This window comes from Agrobacterium sp. V1 (genome assembly GCF_030518355.1).
In the GTDB taxonomy this organism is placed as follows: domain Bacteria; phylum Pseudomonadota; class Alphaproteobacteria; order Rhizobiales; family Rhizobiaceae; genus Agrobacterium; species Agrobacterium cucumeris.
Genome location: NZ_JAULSF010000001.1, coordinates 1,627,506 through 1,645,700 on the forward strand (window position 1 = coordinate 1,627,506; position 18,195 = coordinate 1,645,700).

An 18,195-nucleotide genomic window follows, 5' to 3' on the forward strand; every position below is an offset into this window, starting at 1 on the left:
GCTCGTCGTTACGGTTAGTGACGGAACGGGAAGTTGAACTCTGTAAGCAGAGCCCGAGCTTCGTCGTCCGACGTCGCCGTCGTGCAAACGATGATGTCCATGCCCCACATCTGATCAACCTTATCGTAGTTGATCTCAGGGAACACAATGTGTTCCTTGATGCCCATGGCGAAGTTGCCACGGCCGTCAAAGCTCTTGGGGTTCAGACCCCGGAAGTCGCGAACGCGCGGCAGCGCGATGTTGATCAGACGATCAAGGAATTCATACATGCGTGCGCCACGAAGGGTAACCTTCGCACCGATCGGCATGCCTTCGCGAAGCTTGAAACCAGCGATCGAGTTACGAGCGCGGGTAACGACCGGCTTCTGGCCGGCAATCGCAGCTAGGTCACCGGCAGCAATGGTGGGCTTCTTGGAATCAGCAGTCGCTTCGCCAACACCCATGTTGATCACGATCTTTTCGATCTTCGGGATCATCATCACGTTGGCGTAGGAGAACTTCTCCTGCATGGCGCCGCGGATACGCGACACATATTCCGTCTTGAGACGCGGCTCGTACTTGTCAGCCATCGATCACTTCTCCCGAACGCTTGGCCACGCGGACCTTCTTGCCTTCTACAACAGAAAAGCCAACGCGGGTCGGCTTGCCATCCTTATCGGCGATGGCAATGTTGGAGATGTGCAAGGATGCTTCCTTGTTGATGATGCCGGCTTCCTGGCCCTGGGTCTGGCGCTGGTGACGCTTCACCATGTTTACGCCACGCACAACAGCCCGGTCTTCCTTCGGCAAAACCTGGATTACTTCGCCGGTACGGCCCTTGTCCTTACCGGTCAATACGACAACCTTGTCGCCTTTACGAATTTTCTGCATCGCGATTGCTCCTTACAGTACTTCCGGAGCCAGCGAGATGATCTTCATATGGTTCTTGGCGCGAAGTTCGCGCGGAACCGGTCCGAAGATACGGGTGCCGATGGGCTCTTTCTTGTTGTCGATAAGAACGGCTGCGTTGTTATCGAAACGGATGACGCTGCCGTCAGCGCGACGGATGTCCTTGGCGGTGCGCACGACAACCGCCTTCATCACATCGCCCTTCTTGACGCGGCCGCGCGGAATAGCTTCCTTGATGGAAACGACAATAATGTCGCCAACAGAAGCATATTTGCGCTTCGAGCCGCCCAGCACCTTGATGCACATGACACGACGTGCGCCGGAATTATCCGCCACGTCGAGGTTTGTTTGCATCTGAATCATGTCAGGTCGCCTTCTTGTTGTTACCGGAACGGTTGGGCAAACTCTCCCGAGTGAGCCCCCTGCTCCAGCTTATGAATATCTCTTTTTTTGCGCGGAAATGTCGTGACAGGGTGGTTTCCCGAAGGACCTTCCGTGCGCATCAAAGCAAAAGACGCTCGATTCACGAGCGTCCTTGCGCTGCTTCATACAGGAATTCGCGCCAAGTACAAGATGCCTGGCGCGATTCTGATGAAATTAAGCCTGGGCGGCGACAACCGTCCAGCGCTTGTCCTTGGAGATCGGTGCGCATTCCTCGATGGAAACGACATCGCCGACCTTGTATTGATTGTTTTCGTCGTGTGCCTTGTACTTCTTCGAACGACGAACGGTCTTTTGCATGAGCGGGTGAGCGAATCGACGCTCAACCCGGACCACGACAGTCTTCTCGTTCTTGTCGGACACTACGACGCCCTGCAGAATGCGTTTCGGCATATTATTTTTCCTTAGGCCTTGGCTTCTGCCGCCTTCTGGCGGGCAATGGTTTTAACGCGGGCGATGTCCTTGCGGACTTCGTTGATGCGCGAGGACTTCTCCAGCTGGCCGGTCGCCTTCTGGAAGCGCAGGTTGAACTGCTCCTTCTTCAGATCGGCGAGCTTGTCCTTGAGCTGGTCGGCGCTGAGGCCGCGAACTTCATCGGCTTTCATGTGCCTTGCTCCTTACTCTGCGATGCGCTGTACGAAGCGCGTCTTGACCGAGAGCTTGGCAGCGCCGAGACGAAGCGCCTCACGGGCGATCTCCTCGGTAACACCGTCGATCTCGAACATCATACGACCGGGCTTGACCTTGCATGCCCAGTATTCGACCGAACCCTTGCCCTTACCCATACGAACTTCGGTCGGCTTTGCCGTTACCGGAACGTCAGGGAATACGCGGATCCACACACGACCTGCGCGCTTCATGTAACGCGTGATCGCGCGGCGGGCCGCTTCGATCTCGCGTGCATTCACACGGTTCGGTTCCTGCGACTTCAAGCCGAATTCACCGAATGCCAGGTCAAAGCCGCCCTTGGCGACGCCCTTGATGCGTCCCTTGAACTGCTTACGGTACTTAGTACGCTTTGGCTGCAACATTTTCTTACTTCTCCGAGCTTATCTTTCGCCAGCGTCAATCAAGCGTTTTCGCGACGACGATCGGGACGATCGCCACGCTCACGGCTTGCAGGGCCCTGCGCATCGCCTTCGAGACCGCGACGCTCAGAAGCCATCGGATCGTGCTCAAGGATTTCGCCCTTGAAGATCCAGACCTTGATGCCGCAAATGCCGAATGCGGTTTCAGCTTCAGCTGTGCCATAGTCGATGTCCGCACGCAGCGTGTGCAACGGAACGCGACCTTCGCGGTACCATTCGGTACGAGCGATCTCAGCACCGCCGAGACGGCCGCCGCAGGTGATCTTGATGCCTTCGGCGCCAAGACGCATTGCAGACTGAACCGAGCGCTTCATTGCACGGCGGAAAGCCACGCGACGCTCGAGCTGCTGGGCGATCGACTGGGCAACCAGAGTTGCGTCGATTTCCGGCTTGCGCACTTCAACGATGTTGAGGTGCGTTTCGGAGTTGGTCATCTCGGAAAGCTTCTTGCGAAGCTTCTCGATGTCCGCGCCCTTCTTGCCGATGATGAGACCCGGACGAGCCGAGTGGATCGTAACGCGGCACTTCTTGTGCGGACGCTCGATGACCACCTTGGCGATACCGGCCTGCTTGAGTTCCTTGATCAGGTATGCCCGGATCTTCAGGTCTTCATGCAGCAGCTTGCCGTATTCCGCGGTGTCAGCGTACCAGCGGCTATCCCAGGTACGGTTGATGCCGAGGCGGAAGCCGATTGGATTGATTTTCTGACCCATTATGCGGCCTCCCCTTTTTCCTCAACTTCACGAACAACGATCGTGAGGTGAGCGAACGGCTTTTCAATGCGGGACGCACGACCACGGCCACGAGCGTGGAAACGCTTCATGGTGATGGACTTGCCAACATAGGCCTCGGCGACGACGAGAGCGTCGACGTCGAGGTCATGGTTGTTTTCCGCATTGGCAATTGCAGATTCAAGCGTCTTCTTGACGGTGCCTGCAATGCGCTTGCGGGAGAATTCGAGCTCGGCGAGAGCGCGATCAACCTTCTTGCCACGGATAAGAGCGGCAACCAGGTTCAGTTTCTGGGGGCTGACGCGGAGCGTACGGGCAATGGCCTGAGCCTCATTGTCCTTCAGCCGGCGTTCGGTCTTAGCCTTCGCCATGATTACTTCCTCTTTGCCTTCTTGTCCGCGCCGTGACCGTAATAGGTACGGGTCGGAGAGAATTCACCGAACTTGTGTCCGACCATGTCTTCGTTGACCGAGACGGGCACATGCTTGCTGCCGTTATAAACGCCGAAGGTCAGACCAACGAACTGCGGCAGGATCGTGGAGCGACGGCTCCAGATCTTGATTACTTCGTTACGTCCGCTCTCGCGTACCTTCTCAGCCTTGGTGAGAAGATAGCCGTCAACAAACGGACCTTTCCATACTGAACGAGCCATTAGTGACTACCTCTCTTACTTCTTACGCTGATGGCGCGAGCGCATGATGAACTTGTCGGTCGACTTGTTCGAACGGGTGCGCTTGCCCTTCGTGGGCTTGCCCCACGGAGTAACCGGGTGACGACCACCCGACGTGCGACCTTCACCACCACCGTGCGGGTGGTCGACCGGGTTCATGACGACGCCGCGAACGTGCGGACGCTTGCCACGCCAACGCGAACGACCAGCCTTGCCGTCGTTGATGTTGCCGTGATCCGAGTTCGAAACAGCGCCGATCGATGCGAGGCAGGAGCCGTGCACCAGACGCTGTTCGCCCGAGTTGAGACGCAGGATGGCCATACCGGCATCGCGGCCGACGAGCTGGACATACGTACCGGCGGAGCGGGCGATCTGACCGCCTTTACCCGGCTTCATCTCGACGTTGTGGATGATCGAACCGACCGGAATGTACTGAAGCGGCATGGTGTTGCCGGGCTTCACGTCCACTGCCTTGTCGGAGGCGATCACCTTGTCACCAGCAGCGAGACGCTGTGGCGCGAGAATGTAAGCCTGTTCGCCGTCGGTATACGTAACCAGCGCGATGAACGCGGTGCGGTTGGGGTCGTATTCCAAACGTTCAACGGTGCCTTCAACGTCGAACTTGCGACGCTTGAAATCCACCAGACGGTAGGTCCGCTTGTGACCGCCACCCTGGAACCGGACGGTGATCCGGCCCTGGTTGTTGCGGCCACCCTTGGAGCTGAGGCCCTGGGTCAGAGCCTTTACCGGCTTGCCCTTGTAGAGCGAAGCGCGGTCCACGATAACCAGCTGGCGCTGGCTTGGCGTGGTCGGATTGAAACTTTTCAATGCCATTTTATTGTTCCCTTTTGGGTCTTTGCCCGCTTGGGCCTAACCTTTAGAGTCCGGTGGACACGTCGATGGATTGACCTTCGGCGAGCGTAACGACGGCTTTCTTGACGTCTTTCAGCTTACCGGCGAACCCACGGAAACGACGGGTCTTACCCTTGCGGATAAGCGTGTTCACAGCCGTGACTTTGACGCCGAAGAGAGCTTCCACGGCAGCCTTGATTTCAGGCTTGGAAGCGCTTTTGGCGACGTTGAATACGACCTGGTTCTGTTCGGATACCAGCGTCGACTTTTCCGTGATCGAAGGAGATACGATCACATCGTAGTGGCGAAGATCCGTCATTTGAACCGCTCCTCCAGAGCCTCTACAGCAGCCTTGGAAAGCACCAGCTTGCCACGGCGCAGGATGTCGTAAACATTGATGCCCTGTACCGGCAGAACGTCCACATTCGGGATGTTCTGGGCTGCGAGCTTGAAGTTGCCATCAAGTTCAGCGCCACCGATAACGAGAGCGTTGGTCAGGCCAAGCGAAGCGAAGCTGCCCAGCAGAGCCTTGGTCTTTGCTTCAGATGCAACGAGCTGATCAACGATGATCAGTTCTTCAGCCTTCAGCTTTGCAGACAGGGCGTGACGCAGAGCAAGCGCACGAACCTTCTTGGGAAGGTCATGGGCGTGGCTGCGAACGACCGGGCCGTGGGCCTTCCCGCCGCCGCGGAACTGCGGTGCGCGAGCCGAATGGTGACGAGCGCGGCCCGTACCCTTCTGCTTGTACATCTTGGCGCCGGTGCGGGAAACTTCCGACCGGTTCTTGGTCTTGTGGGTTCCCTGCTGCTTCTTTGCAAGCTGCCAGCGAACCATGCGGGCCAGAATGTCCTGGCGGGGGTCGAGGCCGAAGATCTCATCCGACAGAGAAACCTTGCCGGCGTCTTTTCCCTCGAGGGTCTTGACGTTCAATTCCATGATAAGGCTCCCTTACTTCGCAGCCGACTTGACGGCGTCGCGGACGATGATCCAGGAACCCTTGGAACCGGGAACTGCACCCTTCACGAGGATGAGGCCACGGTCTTCATCAGTCGAAACGACTTCAAGGTTCTGGGTCGTAACGCGCGTCTGGCCCATATGACCAGCCATGCGCTTGCCCTTCCAGACGCGGCCCGGATCCTGGTTGTTACCGGTCGAACCGTGTGCACGGTGCGATACGGAGTTACCGTGCGAAGCGCGGCCACCACCGAAGTTGTGACGCTTCATAGCACCGGCAAAACCTTTACCGATCGTGGTTCCAGTGACGTCCACCAGCTGGCCGTTCTGAAAATGAGTTGCGGTCAGTGTTGCACCGATGTCGATCAGGTTCTCGGGGGAAACCCGGAACTCGACGAGCTTGGCTTTCGGTTCGACATTGGCAGCGGCAAAATGACCGCGAAGCGCCTTCGTCGTGTTCTTGACCTTGGACTGGCCGGCACCGAGCTGAACTGCGGTATAGCCATTCTTGTCTTCCGTGCGCTGGGCAACGACTTGTACGTTATCCAGTCGCAATACTGTTACGGGGATATGTTCACCTGCGTCGTTATAGACGCGTGTCATACCCACTTTCTGTGCAATCACACCTGAACGCATTGGTTCATCCTCTTGCGAGCCTTGAAGGGAAAACCCTCTCTGGCCTTTGTTAAGGAGTGCCCTTCGACATCTCACGATGTTTCCGGTCTCCGGTTTGGAAGTCGTTGGATTGCTCCACGTACCTTCCTTGTTATTTCAGCCCTCACCTTGGATGGATCGGGCCGGGTCTTAGAGCTTGATTTCCACGTCAACGCCAGCAGCGAGGTCGAGCTTCATAAGAGCATCGACAGTCTGCGGGGTGGGGTCAACGATATCGAGAAGACGCTTGTGCGTCCGCATTTCGAACTGTTCACGGCTTTTCTTGTCAACGTGAGGAGAGCGGTTGACGGTAAACTTTTCGATGCGGGTAGGAAGTGGAACCGGGCCGCGAACGCTGGCGCCGGTGCGCTTTGCGGTCGACACGATTTCACGGGTAGAGGCATCGAGGATCCGGTGATCGAACGCCTTGAGGCGGATACGGATATTCTGGCCGGTCATTCGTCTTGTCCTTGTTCTTTGTTATTCGTTTCCGCACGCGGAAACACATGAACTTCTATTGATCGTGGCGCCGCAGATTTTCAAAAATCGAGAGAGATGCGCCTCGCACCCCAATCATTTCAGTAGTCTGTATTGCTAAAACACCGCGTTTCGCAAATGCTTGCGAATCCAGCGGTGAGTGTGAGTGCGCGTTTACGCGCTTTCACCGAATTTTTCAAGCACTAAAAATGCAACGCCGCCAGGCTTTTTATTAAAAGCCCGACGGCGGTGTTTGTGACACCGCCGTCGGAGCGAATTTTAAAAGTCGAAATTACTCGACGATCGAGGCCACGATGCCGGCGCCGACGGTACGGCCGCCTTCGCGGATAGCGAAGCGCAGCTTTTCTTCCATCGCGATCGGAACGATCAGCTCGACTTCAACCGTGACGTTGTCGCCAGGCATAACCATTTCCGTGCCTTCCGGCAGAGAAACGATGCCGGTAACGTCCGTCGTGCGGAAGTAGAACTGCGGGCGGTAGTTCGTGAAGAACGGCGTATGACGGCCGCCTTCTTCCTTCGTCAGGATGTAGGCTTCTGCCATGAACTTCTTGTGCGGCTTGACCGAACCCGGCTTGCACAGGATCTGACCACGCTCAACGCCGTCACGGGTAACGCCGCGAACCAGAGCACCGATGTTGTCGCCAGCCTGGCCCTGATCGAGCAGCTTGCGGAACATTTCAACGCCGGTAACCGTCGTCTTCGAGGTCGGACGAATGCCGACGATCTCGACTTCTTCACCAACCTTGACGATACCGCGCTCAACGCGACCCGTCACAACCGTACCACGGCCAGAGATCGAGAACACGTCTTCGATCGGCATCAGGAACGGCTGGTCGATCGGACGCTCAGGCGTCGGGATGTAGGCGTCAACAGCGGCCATCAGCTCGCGGATCGCGTCTTCACCGATCTTCTTGTCAGAATCTTCAAGAGCGGCAAGTGCCGAACCCTTGACGATCGGGATATCGTCGCCCGGGAAGTCGTAGGACGACAGAAGTTCGCGAACTTCAAGCTCGACGAGCTCGAGAAGCTCGGCGTCGTCAACCTGGTCGACCTTGTTGAGGAACACGACGATTGCCGGAACGCCAACCTGACGGGCAAGCAGGATGTGCTCGCGGGTCTGCGGCATCGGGCCGTCAGCAGCCGAGCAAACCAGGATCGCGCCGTCCATCTGGGCAGCACCGGTGATCATGTTCTTCACGTAGTCGGCGTGGCCGGGGCAGTCGACGTGCGCGTAGTGACGGGCAGGCGTCTCATACTCAACGTGTGCCGTCGAAATCGTGATACCACGGGCCTTTTCTTCAGGCGCGGCGTCGATCTGGTCATACGCCTTGAATTCGCCGAAGAACTTCGTGATCGCGGCAGTCAGCGACGTCTTGCCATGGTCAACGTGACCGATCGTGCCAATGTTGACGTGCGGCTTATTGCGCTCAAACTTGCTCTTTGCCATTAGTGGCTCTCCATTCTTGTCCCTTGACGGGAATAATCTTCAAATCTGGTGGGGCGTACCCCGATCACTTCTGACCGGAGTACTTTGCCTGGATTTCCTGCGCCACGTTCGACGGAACCGGCGAGTAGTGGTCGAACGTCATCGAGTACTGAGCGCGACCCTGCGACATGGAGCGCAGGTTGTCGACGTACTTGAACATGTTCGCGAGCGGAACATGCGCGTTGATGACGATGGTGATACCACGGCTTTCCTGGCCCTGGATCTGACCACGACGGGAGTTCAGGTCGCCGATAACGTCGCCGACATAGTCTTCCGGCGTTACGACTTCGACCTTCATCATCGGCTCGAGAAGCTGTGCACCAGCCTTCTTGGCTGCTTCACGGAAGCAGGCACGCGATGCGATTTCAAACGCGAGAACCGACGAGTCGACGTCGTGGAATGCACCGTCGATTAGCGTCGCCTTGACGCCGAGCATCGGGAAGCCAGCGAGCGGACCGGAAGACAGAACGCTTTCGATACCCTTCTGAACGCCCGGGATGTATTCCTTCGGAACGGCACCACCGACGATCTTGGATTCGAACTTGAAGTCTTCGCCTTCAGGGTTCGGTTCGAAGATGATCTTGACGCGCGCGAACTGACCGGTACCACCGGACTGCTTCTTGTGCGTGTAGTCTTCTTCGTGCTGACGCGTGATCGTTTCGCGATAGGCAACCTGCGGCGCGCCGACTGTTGCTTCAACCTTGAACTCGCGACGCATACGGTCAACGAGAATGTCGAGGTGAAGTTCGCCCATGCCCGCGATGATCGTCTGACCGGACTCTTCGTCGGTCTTGACGCGGAACGAAGGATCTTCAGCAGCCAGACGGTTGAGCGCGAGGCCCATCTTTTCCTGGTCGCCCTTGGTCTTCGGCTCGATCGCGATCTGGATGACCGGCTCGGGGAATTCCATGCGCTCGAGGATAACCGGCTTCAGCGGATCGCAGAGCGTATCGCCAGTGGTGGTTTCCTTGAGGCCGGCCAGAGCAACGATGTCGCCCGCAAAGGCTTCTTCGATGTCTTCACGCGAGTTGGAGTGCATCTGCAGCATACGGCCGACGCGCTCGCGCTTGTCCTTGACCGTGTTGATGACGGACGTACCCTTTTCGAGCTTGCCCGAGTAGATGCGCGCAAACGTCAGCGAACCGACGAAGGGGTCGTTCATGATCTTGAACGCGAGCATGGAAAGCGGCTCGCTGTCGTCAGCATGACGCTCTATCTCGGCTTCGGTCTTGAAGTCGATGCCCTTGATCGCCGGAATGTCCAGCGGCGAAGGCAGGTAGTCGACGACGGCGTCGAGAAGCGGCTGAACGCCTTTGTTCTTGAACGCGGTACCGCAGAACATCGGGTGGAACTTCACGTCGATGGTGCCGCGGCGAACCAGTGCACGAATCTGTTCGTTGTCGGGCATGATGCCGTTCAGGTAGTTTTCCATCGCTTCTTCGTCGATCTCGACAACGGTCTCGATCAGCTTTTCACGATATTCGTCAGCCTTGGCCTTCATGTCATCGGGAATTTCGACGACGTCCCACTGAGCGCCGAGCGATTCGTCGCGCCAGATGAGTGCGTTCATCTCGATCAGGTCGATAACGCCCTTGAACTCGGTCTCAGCGCCGATCGGCAGCTGCATGACGACGGCAATGGCGCCGAGACGGGTCTTGATCATTTCTACCGAGCGGTAGAAGTCAGCACCGGTCTTGTCCATCTTGTTGCAGAAGATCATGCGCGGAACATGATACTTCTCAGCCTGGCGCCAGACGGTTTCCGTCTGCGGCTCCACACCGGCGTTGGCGTCGAGCAGCGCGATGGCGCCGTCGAGAACGCGCAGCGAACGCTCGACTTCAATGGTGAAGTCAACGTGGCCGGGGGTGTCGATGATGTTGAAACGGCGCATCTTGCCGTCACGGCCCTTCCAGAAGGTCGTGGTCGCAGCAGACGTGATGGTGATACCACGCTCCTGCTCCTGCTCCATCCAGTCCATCGTGGCAGCGCCATCATGGACTTCGCCGATCTTGTGCGACTTACCGGTGTAATAAAGGATACGCTCGGTGGTCGTCGTCTTGCCGGCGTCGATATGCGCCATGATACCGAAATTGCGGTAGTCTTCGATTTTATATTCGCGAGCCATAATGGACTGCCTTTCGATATGCGACCGGTTAAGATTACCAGCGGTAATGCGAGAATGCGCGGTTGGCGTCAGCCATCTTGTGCGTGTCTTCGCGCTTCTTGACAGCCGAACCACGGTTGTTCGCAGCGTCCATGAGTTCGCCGGAAAGGCGATCGACCATGGTCGTTTCGTTGCGCTTGCGCGCAGCGGTGATCAGCCAGCGGATGGCCAGAGCCTGACGGCGCTCGGGACGAACGTCGACCGGAACCTGATACGTAGCACCACCAACGCGGCGCGAACGCACTTCAACGTGCGGAGCAACGTTGTCGAGGGCGGAATGGAACACGCCGAGCGGCTCCTGCTTCGTCTTGCCCTGAACGACGTCGAACGCGCCGTAAACGATGCTTTCTGCGACCGACTTCTTGCCGTGAAGCATGATGGCGTTCATGAACTTGGTAACGATCAGATCGCCGAACTTCGGATCCGGGTTGATCTCACGCTTTTCTGCACTATGGCGACGGGACATATTCTTTGTCTCTCAATGTTATTGACGCTTTACCACGCGGAGAACCTCGCGCAGCGCCGGAATTTGTTTAAACCGAATTACTTCGGACGCTTCGCACCGTACTTGGAGCGGCGCTGCTTGCGGTTCTTGACACCCTGAGTATCGAGAACACCGCGAATGATGTGGTAACGCACACCCGGCAAGTCCTTTACGCGGCCGCCGCGGATCATGACCACGGAGTGTTCCTGAAGGTTGTGACCTTCGCCCGGAATGTAGCCGATGACTTCGAAGCCGTTGGTGAGGCGGATCTTGGCAACCTTACGCAGAGCCGAGTTCGGCTTCTTCGGGGTCGTCGTGTAAACGCGGGTGCAAACACCACGCTTCTGCGGGTTTTCCTGAAGAGCAGGAACCTTGTTGCGCTTTACCTGTGCCTGGCGGGGCTTGCGGATCAGCTGGTTTACGGTAGGCATATAACCATCCCTTGCAAAAACTACTTTAGCCACCCGAACGGGTGGCGGCTATGCCGTTGCCGGCGACGACGCACGTATATATCCTCATGCGCAAAACGTGGCCCGATCCGTTTTCACGGATGGACCACCAAGAGCAGAGGACACCTCAACGAGGCGTCTTGCATGCAACATTCGTGTCTTCTACGTGCAATGGAGTCTTGTTTGAGATGATGTTCGGAAAAAAGGTTTCCGAACGGCCAGCACCCACAGAGGCTCCGATGGCGGGCGTACTACTGTTTTAGCCAGCTTTCGTCAAGGCCGAATCCGCATTTTGCGCCCGCGCCCGCGGCCACAAAGCCCGCAGGCGGGCCATTTCGCCCTCCTTCTAACAGAAGTCACCATCGGCAACAGCGATTTTGCGCTCCGGCCTTTGGCTTTTCATAAAATCCGTCTATTGATTCCCTCAAGCGGCCAGACTTGGCCCGCCACGCGCAAGACCCGCTCCGGTCGACCCGCGTACATAGCAACGACAGATCAAGGAACCGCGTCATGAGCACCCTCCCCGACAACGACAATGGACGCGACGAGCCGATGGTCTTCATCGTCATCGGCAAGGCTTACGAGACCGATAACTCCGAGGGCATCGACATCCACGTCATCCTTCGCGCCCCGGACGACGACACCGCCGTGCGTGAAACGCTGAACGCGCTTTCCGAGGAAGGCTTCATCGAGGCCGACCTCGACCAGATCGGCATGCTGACCGAAATCCCCGATGAAGAGCCACACGCTTCCGCCTATCAGGGCGCACTGGAAGGCGAAGTGGCCATCATCCGCTTCGCCTGAGGCGCGGCCATGGTGGTGAGACGCATCGTCACCAACATCGCGACACCCGACCTTGAACGGGCGGGTGTCTTTTATGGCGATATTCTCGGCATGACCATCGCCATGGATCACGGCTGGATCGTGACCTATGCAAGCCCGGTTGAAACACCTGCCCAGATCAGCTTTGCCCGTGAAGGCGGCTCCGGCACGGCGGTCCCCGACATCTCCATCGAGGTCGACAATTTCGACGAGGTTCACACCCGGATAATTGAAGCCGGACTGCCGGTCGAATACGGCCCGGCCACCGAAACATGGGGCGTGCGCCGCCTGTTCCTGCGCGATCCCTTTGGCAGACTGATCAACATATTAAGTCACTTATAGGTTATATACTTTAAGTTCAGTAGTATTATTTCATTTCTGTTGAACAACGCGAATATATTGGCGTAAAACAATCCTGACATGAATCTCCGGTGGCAGGTTGGATCATATATCTTCGGCAGACATCATCGATGACATTTACGAAGCGGCGCTTTTTCCCGACCGCTGGGCGAAAGTCATCGCCACAATCGGTCAACAGCTGGATTTCTGGGGCGGCGCCCTTACCTGGGGCAAGGGAGAGGAAGAAGCCTGGCTTTTCACGCCCAATTTCCAGGAATTGATGCAGGCCTTCATGGAGGGCGGCTGGAATCATCGCAATGACCGCCTCACCCGCGCAATCCGCGAGGGACAATTTTCCTTCGTGCATGATTTTGATGTTTTTACCCATGATGAATGGGCCGGGCTGCCGATCGTGCGGGACTTCCTGATGCCGCGCGGGCTCGGCTATGGTGTGGCGACCCAAGTCGCTCCACCCGATCATCCAGAAATGACGGTGATTTTCGAACGCAAGCTCGACAGCGGTATCATCGGCCCGGAGACGATGGCGGCTCTCGGCGGGCTGAGACCGCATATCGCCCGCAGCCTCACGCTGGCGACCCGGCTGCAGCGTCAGAAAGCCGATGCGATGACGCTTGGCCTCAACGCCATCGGCGCGCCGGCGGCAGTGCTTCAGGCAAGCGGACGCCTTCTCTCCGCCAATGACCTGTTTCTTTCACTTCAGAAATGTATCTCGATCCGCGCCCGTGACAGGATTCTGATTTCCGATGAAAGGGTCAACCGGCTGCTTTACAATGCACTTGCCGGACGCGGGGTCAGCTCCTTCCCCCTGCCGACCGAAGACAGGGCATGCATACTGCACGTCATACCGCTACGAAAGGACGCGCTGGACCTTTCCCCGAACGGCTCAGCCATCATATTGATATCCCAGCCCTCAGACACGGTCTTCGACGCCACGCCGCTGCTGAAGGGGCTTTATGACCTCACCAAGGGCGAAGCCCGTGTTGCGCTGGAAATCATGAAAGGGCTTTCCCTTCCCGCCGTGGCAAAGCAATTGCGGATCTCTCACGAAACGGTGCGCAGCAACGCCAAGTCGATCTATGCCAAAACCGGCAGTACCGGCCAGACCGATCTCGTCCGCCGCCTCTCCGTTCTAACGCGCTACACCATCGGCGAACAGGGCTGAGAACGCGCGCCGACACTGATGATCTGAAAGATCGGATCAGCTCTCCCACCCGCCAAACAAAAAACGCCCGGATTGCTCCGGGCGTTTTACTGAATTTTGGCGGGGCTTCGTAAAGCCCCTGCCCCAAGCTTATTCGGCGGCCGGAACCTGATCCGTCATGTCCTGCAGCATCTGGTTCGCAGAACCTGCACCCGTACCCTTGCGGCGTTCCTCGAGGATGAGGTCGTCGCGCGAGGTGGCGATGCGGCGGATCTGCGTCATGGTGCCGCCAGTACCGGCCGGGATGAGACGGCCGACGATGACGTTTTCCTTGAGGCCCTGCAGCGTGTCCGTCTTGCCGGCAATCGCAGCTTCCGTGAGAACCTTGGTGGTTTCCTGGAAGGATGCGGCCGAGATGAAGGACGGCGTCTGCAGCGAAGCCTTGGTGATGCCGAGCAGAACAGGATCGCCGTAAGCCGGCTTCTTGCCCTCCTCGATCAGGCGGTCGTTCATGTCGTCCAGCTCGATACGGTCGACATTGTCACCAACGATGTACTGGCTGTCGCCGGCATCGGTGATTTCGACCTTCTGCAGCATCTGGCGAACGATCACTTCGATGTGCTTGTCGTTGATCACAACGCCCTGCAGTCGGTAGACTTCCTGGATTTCGTTCACGAGGTAGGAAGCCAGAGCCTCCACGCCCTTGATTGCCAGAATGTCGTGCGGCGCCGGGTTGCCGTCGAGAATGTATTCACCCTTCTCGATGTAGTCGCCTTCCTGAAGATGGAAGGGCTTGCCCTTCGGGATCAGGTATTCGACCGGCTCAACGCCGTCTTCCGCAGGCTCGATCATCACGCGACGCTTGTTCTTGTAGTCGCGACCCAGGCGGATCGTACCGTCGATCTCGGCGATGACGGCGTGGTCCTTCGGACGACGTGCTTCGAACAGTTCGGCAACGCGCGGCAGACCACCGGTGATGTCCTTCGTCTTGGCGCTTTCCAGTGGCGAACGTGCAAGCACGTCACCCTGGAAGACCTTCGAACCCGGCTCAACCGACAGGATCGCGTCCACGGACAGCTGGAAGCGGGCTTCGCCACCACGGGCAAGCTTCGCAACAGCGCCGGAAGCGTCCTTGATGACGATCGCGGGCTTGAGGTCCGAACCGCGCGGCGTCGAACGCCAGTCGATAACCTGACGCTTGGTGATGCCGGTGGATTCGTCGGTGGCTTCCAGAACGGAAAGACCGTCGACGAGGTCCTCAAAGTGAACGGTACCTTCCACTTCCGTCATCATCGGACGGGTGTAGGGGTCCCACTCTGCCAGACGCTGGCCACGCTTTACCTTGTCGCCATCGTCCACGAAGATCTTCGAACCATAGGCAACGCGCTGCGAAGACCGCTCCTGGCCGCGCTCATCGAGAATGGTGACGGCCATGTTACGGCCCATCGCGATGAGAGTGCCTTCGGAGTTGCGCAGAATGTTGCGGTTCTTGATCGCAATCGTGCCCTCGTAAGAGGCTTCGAGGAACGACTGGTCAACCACGTTCGCCGTACCGCCAAGGTGGAAGGTACGCATGGTGAGCTGCGTGCCCGGTTCACCGATCGACTGTGCGGCGATGACGCCAACGGCTTCGCCCATGTTGACAGGCGTACCGCGTGCAAGGTCACGACCGTAGCACACGCCGCAGACGCCAACCTGCACTTCGCAGGTCAGGGCCGAGCGGATGCGCACGGACTGGATGCCCGCCTTTTCGATGACGGCCACATCGGCTTCATCGATGAGCGTGCCGGCCTTGACGAGGTTTTCGCCGGAAACCGGATGATCGATATCATCAAGAGCCGTACGGCCAAGGATACGCGCGCCGAGCGAGGCAACAACCTGACCGGCATCGACGATGGCGGTCATGGTGAGGCCCTTGTCGGTGCCGCAATCGGTGGAAACGACGATGCAATCCTGCGCGACGTCGACGAGACGACGGGTAAGGTAACCCGAGTTCGCCGTCTTCAGGGCGGTGTCTGCCAGACCCTTACGGGCACCGTGGGTCGAGTTGAAGTACTCGTTAACGGTCAGGCCTTCCTTGAAGTTCGAGATGATCGGCGTCTCGATGATTTCACCCGACGGCTTCGCCATCAGGCCGCGCATGCCGCCCAGCTGACGCATCTGGTTCGGAGAACCACGGGCGCCCGAGTGGGACATCATGTAGATGGAGTTCATCGGCTTCTGGCGGCCCGTTTCCGGATCGAACTCGACAGCCTTGATGCGTGCCATCATTTCTTCGGCGACCTTTTCGGTTGCCTTGCCCCAGGCGTCGACAACCTTGTTGTACTTTTCGCCCTGGGTGATGAGACCATCATTATACTGCTGTTCGTATTCCTTCACCAAGGCTTCGGTGTCGCCAACGATCTTCACCTTGCTGTCCGGAATGACCATGTCGTCCTTGCCGAACGAAATGCCGGCGCGGCAGGCGTGGCTGAAGCCGAGCTGCATGATGCGGTCGCAGAAGATGACCGTGTCTTTCTGACCGCAATGACGGTAGACCGTGTCGATCATCTTGGAGATGTTCTTCTTGGTCATTTCCTGGTTGCAGACGTCGAAAGGCACGTTGACGTTCTTCGGCAGAAGTTCGCCAATCAGCATACGGCCAGGGGTCGTTTCATGGATCTTCGAAACCGGCTTGCCATCGGCATCCACGGTCTTGAAGCGGCCGCGGATCTTGGCATGCAGCGTCACGACCTTGTTTTCAAGCGCGTGATGCAGCTCACCGATATCCGAGAAGGCCATGCCTTCGCCCGGCTCGTTCTGATTCATGATCGACAGGTAATAGAGGCCGAGAACCATGTCCTGCGACGGAACGATGATCGGATGACCGTTCGCCGGATGCAGGATGTTGTTGGTCGACATCATCAGCACGCGTGCTTCCAGCTGGGCTTCCAGCGAAAGCGGCACGTGAACAGCCATCTGGTCACCGTCGAAGTCGGCGTTGAAGGCCGTGCAGACGAGCGGGTGCAGCTGGATGGCCTTGCCTTCGACCAGCATGGGTTCGAAAGCCTGAATACCCAGACGGTGCAGCGTCGGTGCGCGGTTCAGAAGAACCGGATGCTCGCGGATGACCTCGTCGAGGATATCCCAAACTTCCGGCTTTTCCTTTTCAACCAGCTTCTTGGCCTGCTTGACGGTCGAGGAGTAACCCTTGGCGTCGAGGCGGGCGTAGATGAACGGCTTGAACAGTTCGAGCGCCATCTTCTTCGGCAGGCCGCACTGGTGCAGCTTCAGTTCCGGACCGGTCACGATGACCGAACGACCGGAATAGTCGACGCGCTTGCCGAGAAGGTTCTGGCGGAAGCGGCCCTGCTTGCCCTTGAGCATGTCGGAGAGCGACTTCAGCGGGCGCTTGTTGGCACCCGTGATGACGCGACCGCGACGGCCGTTATCGAACAGCGCATCGACGGATTCCTGCAACATACGCTTTTCGTTGCGGATGATGATGCCAGGCGCGCGGAGCTCGATCAGGCGCTTCAGACGGTTGTTACGGTTGATGACGCGGCGATAGAGATCGTTGAGGTCGGACGTCGCGAAACGGCCGCCATCCAGCGGAACCAGCGGGCGCAGGTCCGGCGGAATGACCGGAACGACCTTCATGATCATCCATTCAGGACGGTTGCCCGACTCCATGAAGTTCTCGACGATCTTCAGGCGCTTCATCAGCTTCTTCTGCTTGAGATCAGACGTGGTCTCAGCAAGTTCGGCACGCAGGTCGCCAGCGATCTTTTCGAGGTTCATCGAAGCCAGCATCTCGTAGATGGCTTCAGCGCCGATCATGGCGGTGAACTGGTCTTCGCCGAACTCGTCGACGGCGATCATGTACTCTTCTTCGGACAGAAGCTGGTTCTGCTTCAGCGAAGTGAGGCCAGGCTCGGTGACGATGTAGTTCTCGAAATAAAGAACGCGTTCGACATCCTTCAGCGTCATGTCGAGCAGGGTCGAGATACGCGAGGGAAGCGACTTCAGGAACCAGATGTGGGCAACCGGCGCTGCGAGCTCGATATGGCCCATGCGCTCACGGCGAACGCGCGACAGCGTGACTTCGACGCCGCACTTTTCGCAGATGATGCCCTTGTACTTCATGCGCTTGTACTTGCCGCACAGGCACTCGTAGTCCTTGATCGGTCCGAAGATACGCGCGCAGAAAAGGCCGTCGCGTTCCGGCTTGAACGTACGGTAGTTGATGGTTTCCGGCTTCTTGATCTCGCCGTAGGACCACGACAGGATTTTTTCCGGCGAAGCAATCGAAATCCGGATGGAATCGAAATGCTGCGCAGGCACCTGAGGATTGAAAAGATTCATGACCTCTTGGTTCATGCCTTGTCTCCTTGAGAGGCTAGCTGCTGCCCCTGTTTGCATCCGGACCGGTTTCTTCCCGGGTCGCCGTCCAGAGCTTTAAATACGGATTAACCGCACAATGCGGCGAAAGTGTCCCACGCCAGCCGGGCTGACGGGAAACCGGCGGGCGCCC

General features: G+C 57.9%; 22 protein-coding genes. 3 read left to right on the forward strand and 19 right to left on the reverse strand.

All coding sequences use genetic code 11. From position 1 onward, the window contains the following. Positions 1-14: 14 nt before the first annotated feature. From rplE to rpsL, 18 genes are all read right to left on the reverse strand, one after another. Entirely contained in the window at positions 15-569 is a 555-nt protein-coding gene (gene rplE, locus QSV77_RS07965) for a 50S ribosomal protein L5 (RefSeq protein ID WP_142840172.1), read from the reverse strand. Further along, complete coding sequence (rplX, locus tag QSV77_RS07970; RefSeq protein ID WP_046798168.1) at positions 562-870, reverse strand: 50S ribosomal protein L24; 309 nt, start codon at positions 868-870, stop codon at positions 562-564. Before rplX ends, rplE begins: the two co-directional genes overlap by 8 nt. A gap of 12 nt (positions 871-882) precedes the next feature. Next, on the reverse strand, positions 883-1,251 hold the full coding sequence (rplN, locus tag QSV77_RS07975; protein ID WP_003495199.1) for a 50S ribosomal protein L14: 369 nt from the start codon (positions 1,249-1,251) through the stop codon (positions 883-885). Positions 1,252-1,485: 234 nt separating this feature from the next. Then, positions 1,486-1,722: a 30S ribosomal protein S17 gene (gene rpsQ, locus QSV77_RS07980; protein WP_006313974.1), complete on the reverse strand. Its 237-nt coding sequence runs from the start codon at positions 1,720-1,722 to the stop codon at positions 1,486-1,488. Between the two features lie 11 nt (positions 1,723-1,733). Continuing rightward, positions 1,734-1,934, reverse strand: coding sequence for a 50S ribosomal protein L29 (gene rpmC, locus QSV77_RS07985; protein ID WP_003495193.1), 201 nt, complete (start codon positions 1,932-1,934; stop codon positions 1,734-1,736). A gap of 12 nt (positions 1,935-1,946) precedes the next feature. Continuing rightward, entirely contained in the window at positions 1,947-2,360 is a 414-nt protein-coding gene (rplP, locus tag QSV77_RS07990; RefSeq protein ID WP_006313973.1) for a 50S ribosomal protein L16, read from the reverse strand. A gap of 38 nt (positions 2,361-2,398) precedes the next feature. Continuing rightward, a complete protein-coding gene (rpsC, locus tag QSV77_RS07995) occupies positions 2,399-3,130 on the reverse strand; it encodes a 30S ribosomal protein S3 (RefSeq protein ID WP_003516138.1) in 732 nt (243 codons plus the stop codon). After that, entirely contained in the window at positions 3,130-3,519 is a 390-nt protein-coding gene (gene rplV, locus QSV77_RS08000) for a 50S ribosomal protein L22 (protein WP_006313972.1), read from the reverse strand. The genes rpsC and rplV overlap by 1 nt, the downstream gene beginning before the upstream one ends. 2 nt (positions 3,520-3,521) lie before the next feature. Further along, on the reverse strand, positions 3,522-3,800 hold the full coding sequence (gene rpsS / locus QSV77_RS08005) for a 30S ribosomal protein S19 (RefSeq protein ID WP_003507772.1): 279 nt from the start codon (positions 3,798-3,800) through the stop codon (positions 3,522-3,524). Between the two features lie 15 nt (positions 3,801-3,815). Further along, the gene (gene rplB / locus QSV77_RS08010; RefSeq protein WP_003507771.1) at positions 3,816-4,652 is read right to left on the reverse strand and encodes a 50S ribosomal protein L2; all 837 of its coding nucleotides are present in this window, start codon (positions 4,650-4,652) and stop codon (positions 3,816-3,818) included. Positions 4,653-4,695: 43 nt separating this feature from the next. Next, on the reverse strand, positions 4,696-4,989 hold the full coding sequence (locus tag QSV77_RS08015; protein ID WP_003495178.1) for a 50S ribosomal protein L23: 294 nt from the start codon (positions 4,987-4,989) through the stop codon (positions 4,696-4,698). Continuing rightward, positions 4,986-5,606, reverse strand: a complete 621-nt coding sequence (rplD, locus tag QSV77_RS08020; RefSeq protein WP_010971963.1) for a 50S ribosomal protein L4 — start codon at positions 5,604-5,606, stop codon at positions 4,986-4,988. The genes QSV77_RS08015 and rplD overlap by 4 nt, the downstream gene beginning before the upstream one ends. Positions 5,607-5,618: 12 nt before the next feature. After that, positions 5,619-6,260, reverse strand: a complete 642-nt coding sequence (gene rplC / locus QSV77_RS08025; RefSeq protein WP_046798167.1) for a 50S ribosomal protein L3 — start codon at positions 6,258-6,260, stop codon at positions 5,619-5,621. Positions 6,261-6,428: 168 nt separating this feature from the next. Further along, positions 6,429-6,737, reverse strand: coding sequence for a 30S ribosomal protein S10 (gene rpsJ / locus QSV77_RS08030; protein ID WP_003495158.1), 309 nt, complete (start codon positions 6,735-6,737; stop codon positions 6,429-6,431). A 310-nt stretch (positions 6,738-7,047) separates the two neighbouring features. Then, positions 7,048-8,223: an elongation factor Tu gene (tuf, locus tag QSV77_RS08035; RefSeq protein WP_080824790.1), complete on the reverse strand. Its 1,176-nt coding sequence runs from the start codon at positions 8,221-8,223 to the stop codon at positions 7,048-7,050. A gap of 64 nt (positions 8,224-8,287) precedes the next feature. Further along, positions 8,288-10,387 (reverse strand): elongation factor G, encoded by a 2,100-nt coding sequence (gene fusA / locus QSV77_RS08040; protein WP_052817949.1) that lies wholly within the window; start codon positions 10,385-10,387, stop codon positions 8,288-8,290. 34 nt (positions 10,388-10,421) lie between these two features. Beyond that, positions 10,422-10,892, reverse strand: a complete 471-nt coding sequence (gene rpsG / locus QSV77_RS08045; protein WP_046798164.1) for a 30S ribosomal protein S7 — start codon at positions 10,890-10,892, stop codon at positions 10,422-10,424. Between the two features lie 77 nt (positions 10,893-10,969). Further along, positions 10,970-11,341 (reverse strand): 30S ribosomal protein S12, encoded by a 372-nt coding sequence (gene rpsL / locus QSV77_RS08050; RefSeq protein WP_003507760.1) that lies wholly within the window; start codon positions 11,339-11,341, stop codon positions 10,970-10,972. Between the two features lie 528 nt (positions 11,342-11,869). Between rpsL and QSV77_RS08055 the strand changes: the two genes are divergently transcribed. From QSV77_RS08055 to QSV77_RS08065, 3 genes are all read left to right on the forward strand, one after another. Then, complete coding sequence (locus QSV77_RS08055; RefSeq protein ID WP_003523731.1) at positions 11,870-12,163, forward strand: hypothetical protein; 294 nt, start codon at positions 11,870-11,872, stop codon at positions 12,161-12,163. Positions 12,164-12,172: 9 nt separating this feature from the next. Beyond that, positions 12,173-12,523 (forward strand): VOC family protein, encoded by a 351-nt coding sequence (locus QSV77_RS08060; protein ID WP_302733083.1) that lies wholly within the window; start codon positions 12,173-12,175, stop codon positions 12,521-12,523. Between the two features lie 97 nt (positions 12,524-12,620). Further along, entirely contained in the window at positions 12,621-13,703 is a 1,083-nt protein-coding gene (locus tag QSV77_RS08065; protein WP_302733084.1) for a helix-turn-helix transcriptional regulator, read from the forward strand. 129 nt (positions 13,704-13,832) lie between these two features. Here QSV77_RS08065 and rpoC read toward each other — a convergent pair whose 3' ends face one another. Next, entirely contained in the window at positions 13,833-18,041 is a 4,209-nt protein-coding gene (gene rpoC / locus QSV77_RS08070) for a DNA-directed RNA polymerase subunit beta' (RefSeq protein ID WP_269704007.1), read from the reverse strand. Positions 18,042-18,195: the final 154 nt, after the last annotated feature.

Bases quoted from the DNA above. Each gene is read 5' to 3' on its own strand.
- rplE (WP_142840172.1), bottom strand. From the start codon at position 569: ATGGCTGACAAGTACGAGCCGCGTCTCAAGACGGAATATGTGTCGCGT.
- rplX (WP_046798168.1), bottom strand. From the start codon at position 870: ATGCAGAAAATTCGTAAAGGCGACAAGGTTGTCGTATTGACCGGTAAG.
- rplN (WP_003495199.1), bottom strand. From the start codon at position 1,251: ATGATTCAGATGCAAACAAACCTCGACGTGGCGGATAATTCCGGCGCA.
- rpsQ (WP_006313974.1), bottom strand. From the start codon at position 1,722: ATGCCGAAACGCATTCTGCAGGGCGTCGTAGTGTCCGACAAGAACGAG.
- rpmC (WP_003495193.1), bottom strand. From the start codon at position 1,934: ATGAAAGCCGATGAAGTTCGCGGCCTCAGCGCCGACCAGCTCAAGGAC.
- rplP (WP_006313973.1), bottom strand. From the start codon at position 2,360: ATGTTGCAGCCAAAGCGTACTAAGTACCGTAAGCAGTTCAAGGGACGC.
- rpsC (WP_003516138.1), bottom strand. From the start codon at position 3,130: ATGGGTCAGAAAATCAATCCAATCGGCTTCCGCCTCGGCATCAACCGT.
- rplV (WP_006313972.1), bottom strand. From the start codon at position 3,519: ATGGCGAAGGCTAAGACCGAACGCCGGCTGAAGGACAATGAGGCTCAG.
- rpsS (WP_003507772.1), bottom strand. From the start codon at position 3,800: ATGGCTCGTTCAGTATGGAAAGGTCCGTTTGTTGACGGCTATCTTCTC.
- rplB (WP_003507771.1), bottom strand. From the start codon at position 4,652: ATGGCATTGAAAAGTTTCAATCCGACCACGCCAAGCCAGCGCCAGCTG.
- QSV77_RS08015 (WP_003495178.1), bottom strand. From the start codon at position 4,989: ATGACGGATCTTCGCCACTACGATGTGATCGTATCTCCTTCGATCACG.
- rplD (WP_010971963.1), bottom strand. From the start codon at position 5,606: ATGGAATTGAACGTCAAGACCCTCGAGGGAAAAGACGCCGGCAAGGTT.
- rplC (WP_046798167.1), bottom strand. From the start codon at position 6,260: ATGCGTTCAGGTGTGATTGCACAGAAAGTGGGTATGACACGCGTCTAT.
- rpsJ (WP_003495158.1), bottom strand. From the start codon at position 6,737: ATGACCGGCCAGAATATCCGTATCCGCCTCAAGGCGTTCGATCACCGG.
- tuf (WP_080824790.1), bottom strand. From the start codon at position 8,223: ATGGCAAAGAGCAAGTTTGAGCGCAATAAGCCGCACGTCAACATTGGC.
- fusA (WP_052817949.1), bottom strand. From the start codon at position 10,387: ATGGCTCGCGAATATAAAATCGAAGACTACCGCAATTTCGGTATCATG.
- rpsG (WP_046798164.1), bottom strand. From the start codon at position 10,892: ATGTCCCGTCGCCATAGTGCAGAAAAGCGTGAGATCAACCCGGATCCG.
- rpsL (WP_003507760.1), bottom strand. From the start codon at position 11,341: ATGCCTACCGTAAACCAGCTGATCCGCAAGCCCCGCCAGGCACAGGTA.
- QSV77_RS08055 (WP_003523731.1), top strand. From the start codon at position 11,870: ATGAGCACCCTCCCCGACAACGACAATGGACGCGACGAGCCGATGGTC.
- QSV77_RS08060 (WP_302733083.1), top strand. From the start codon at position 12,173: ATGGTGGTGAGACGCATCGTCACCAACATCGCGACACCCGACCTTGAA.
- rpoC (WP_269704007.1), bottom strand. From the start codon at position 18,041: ATGAACCAAGAGGTCATGAATCTTTTCAATCCTCAGGTGCCTGCGCAG.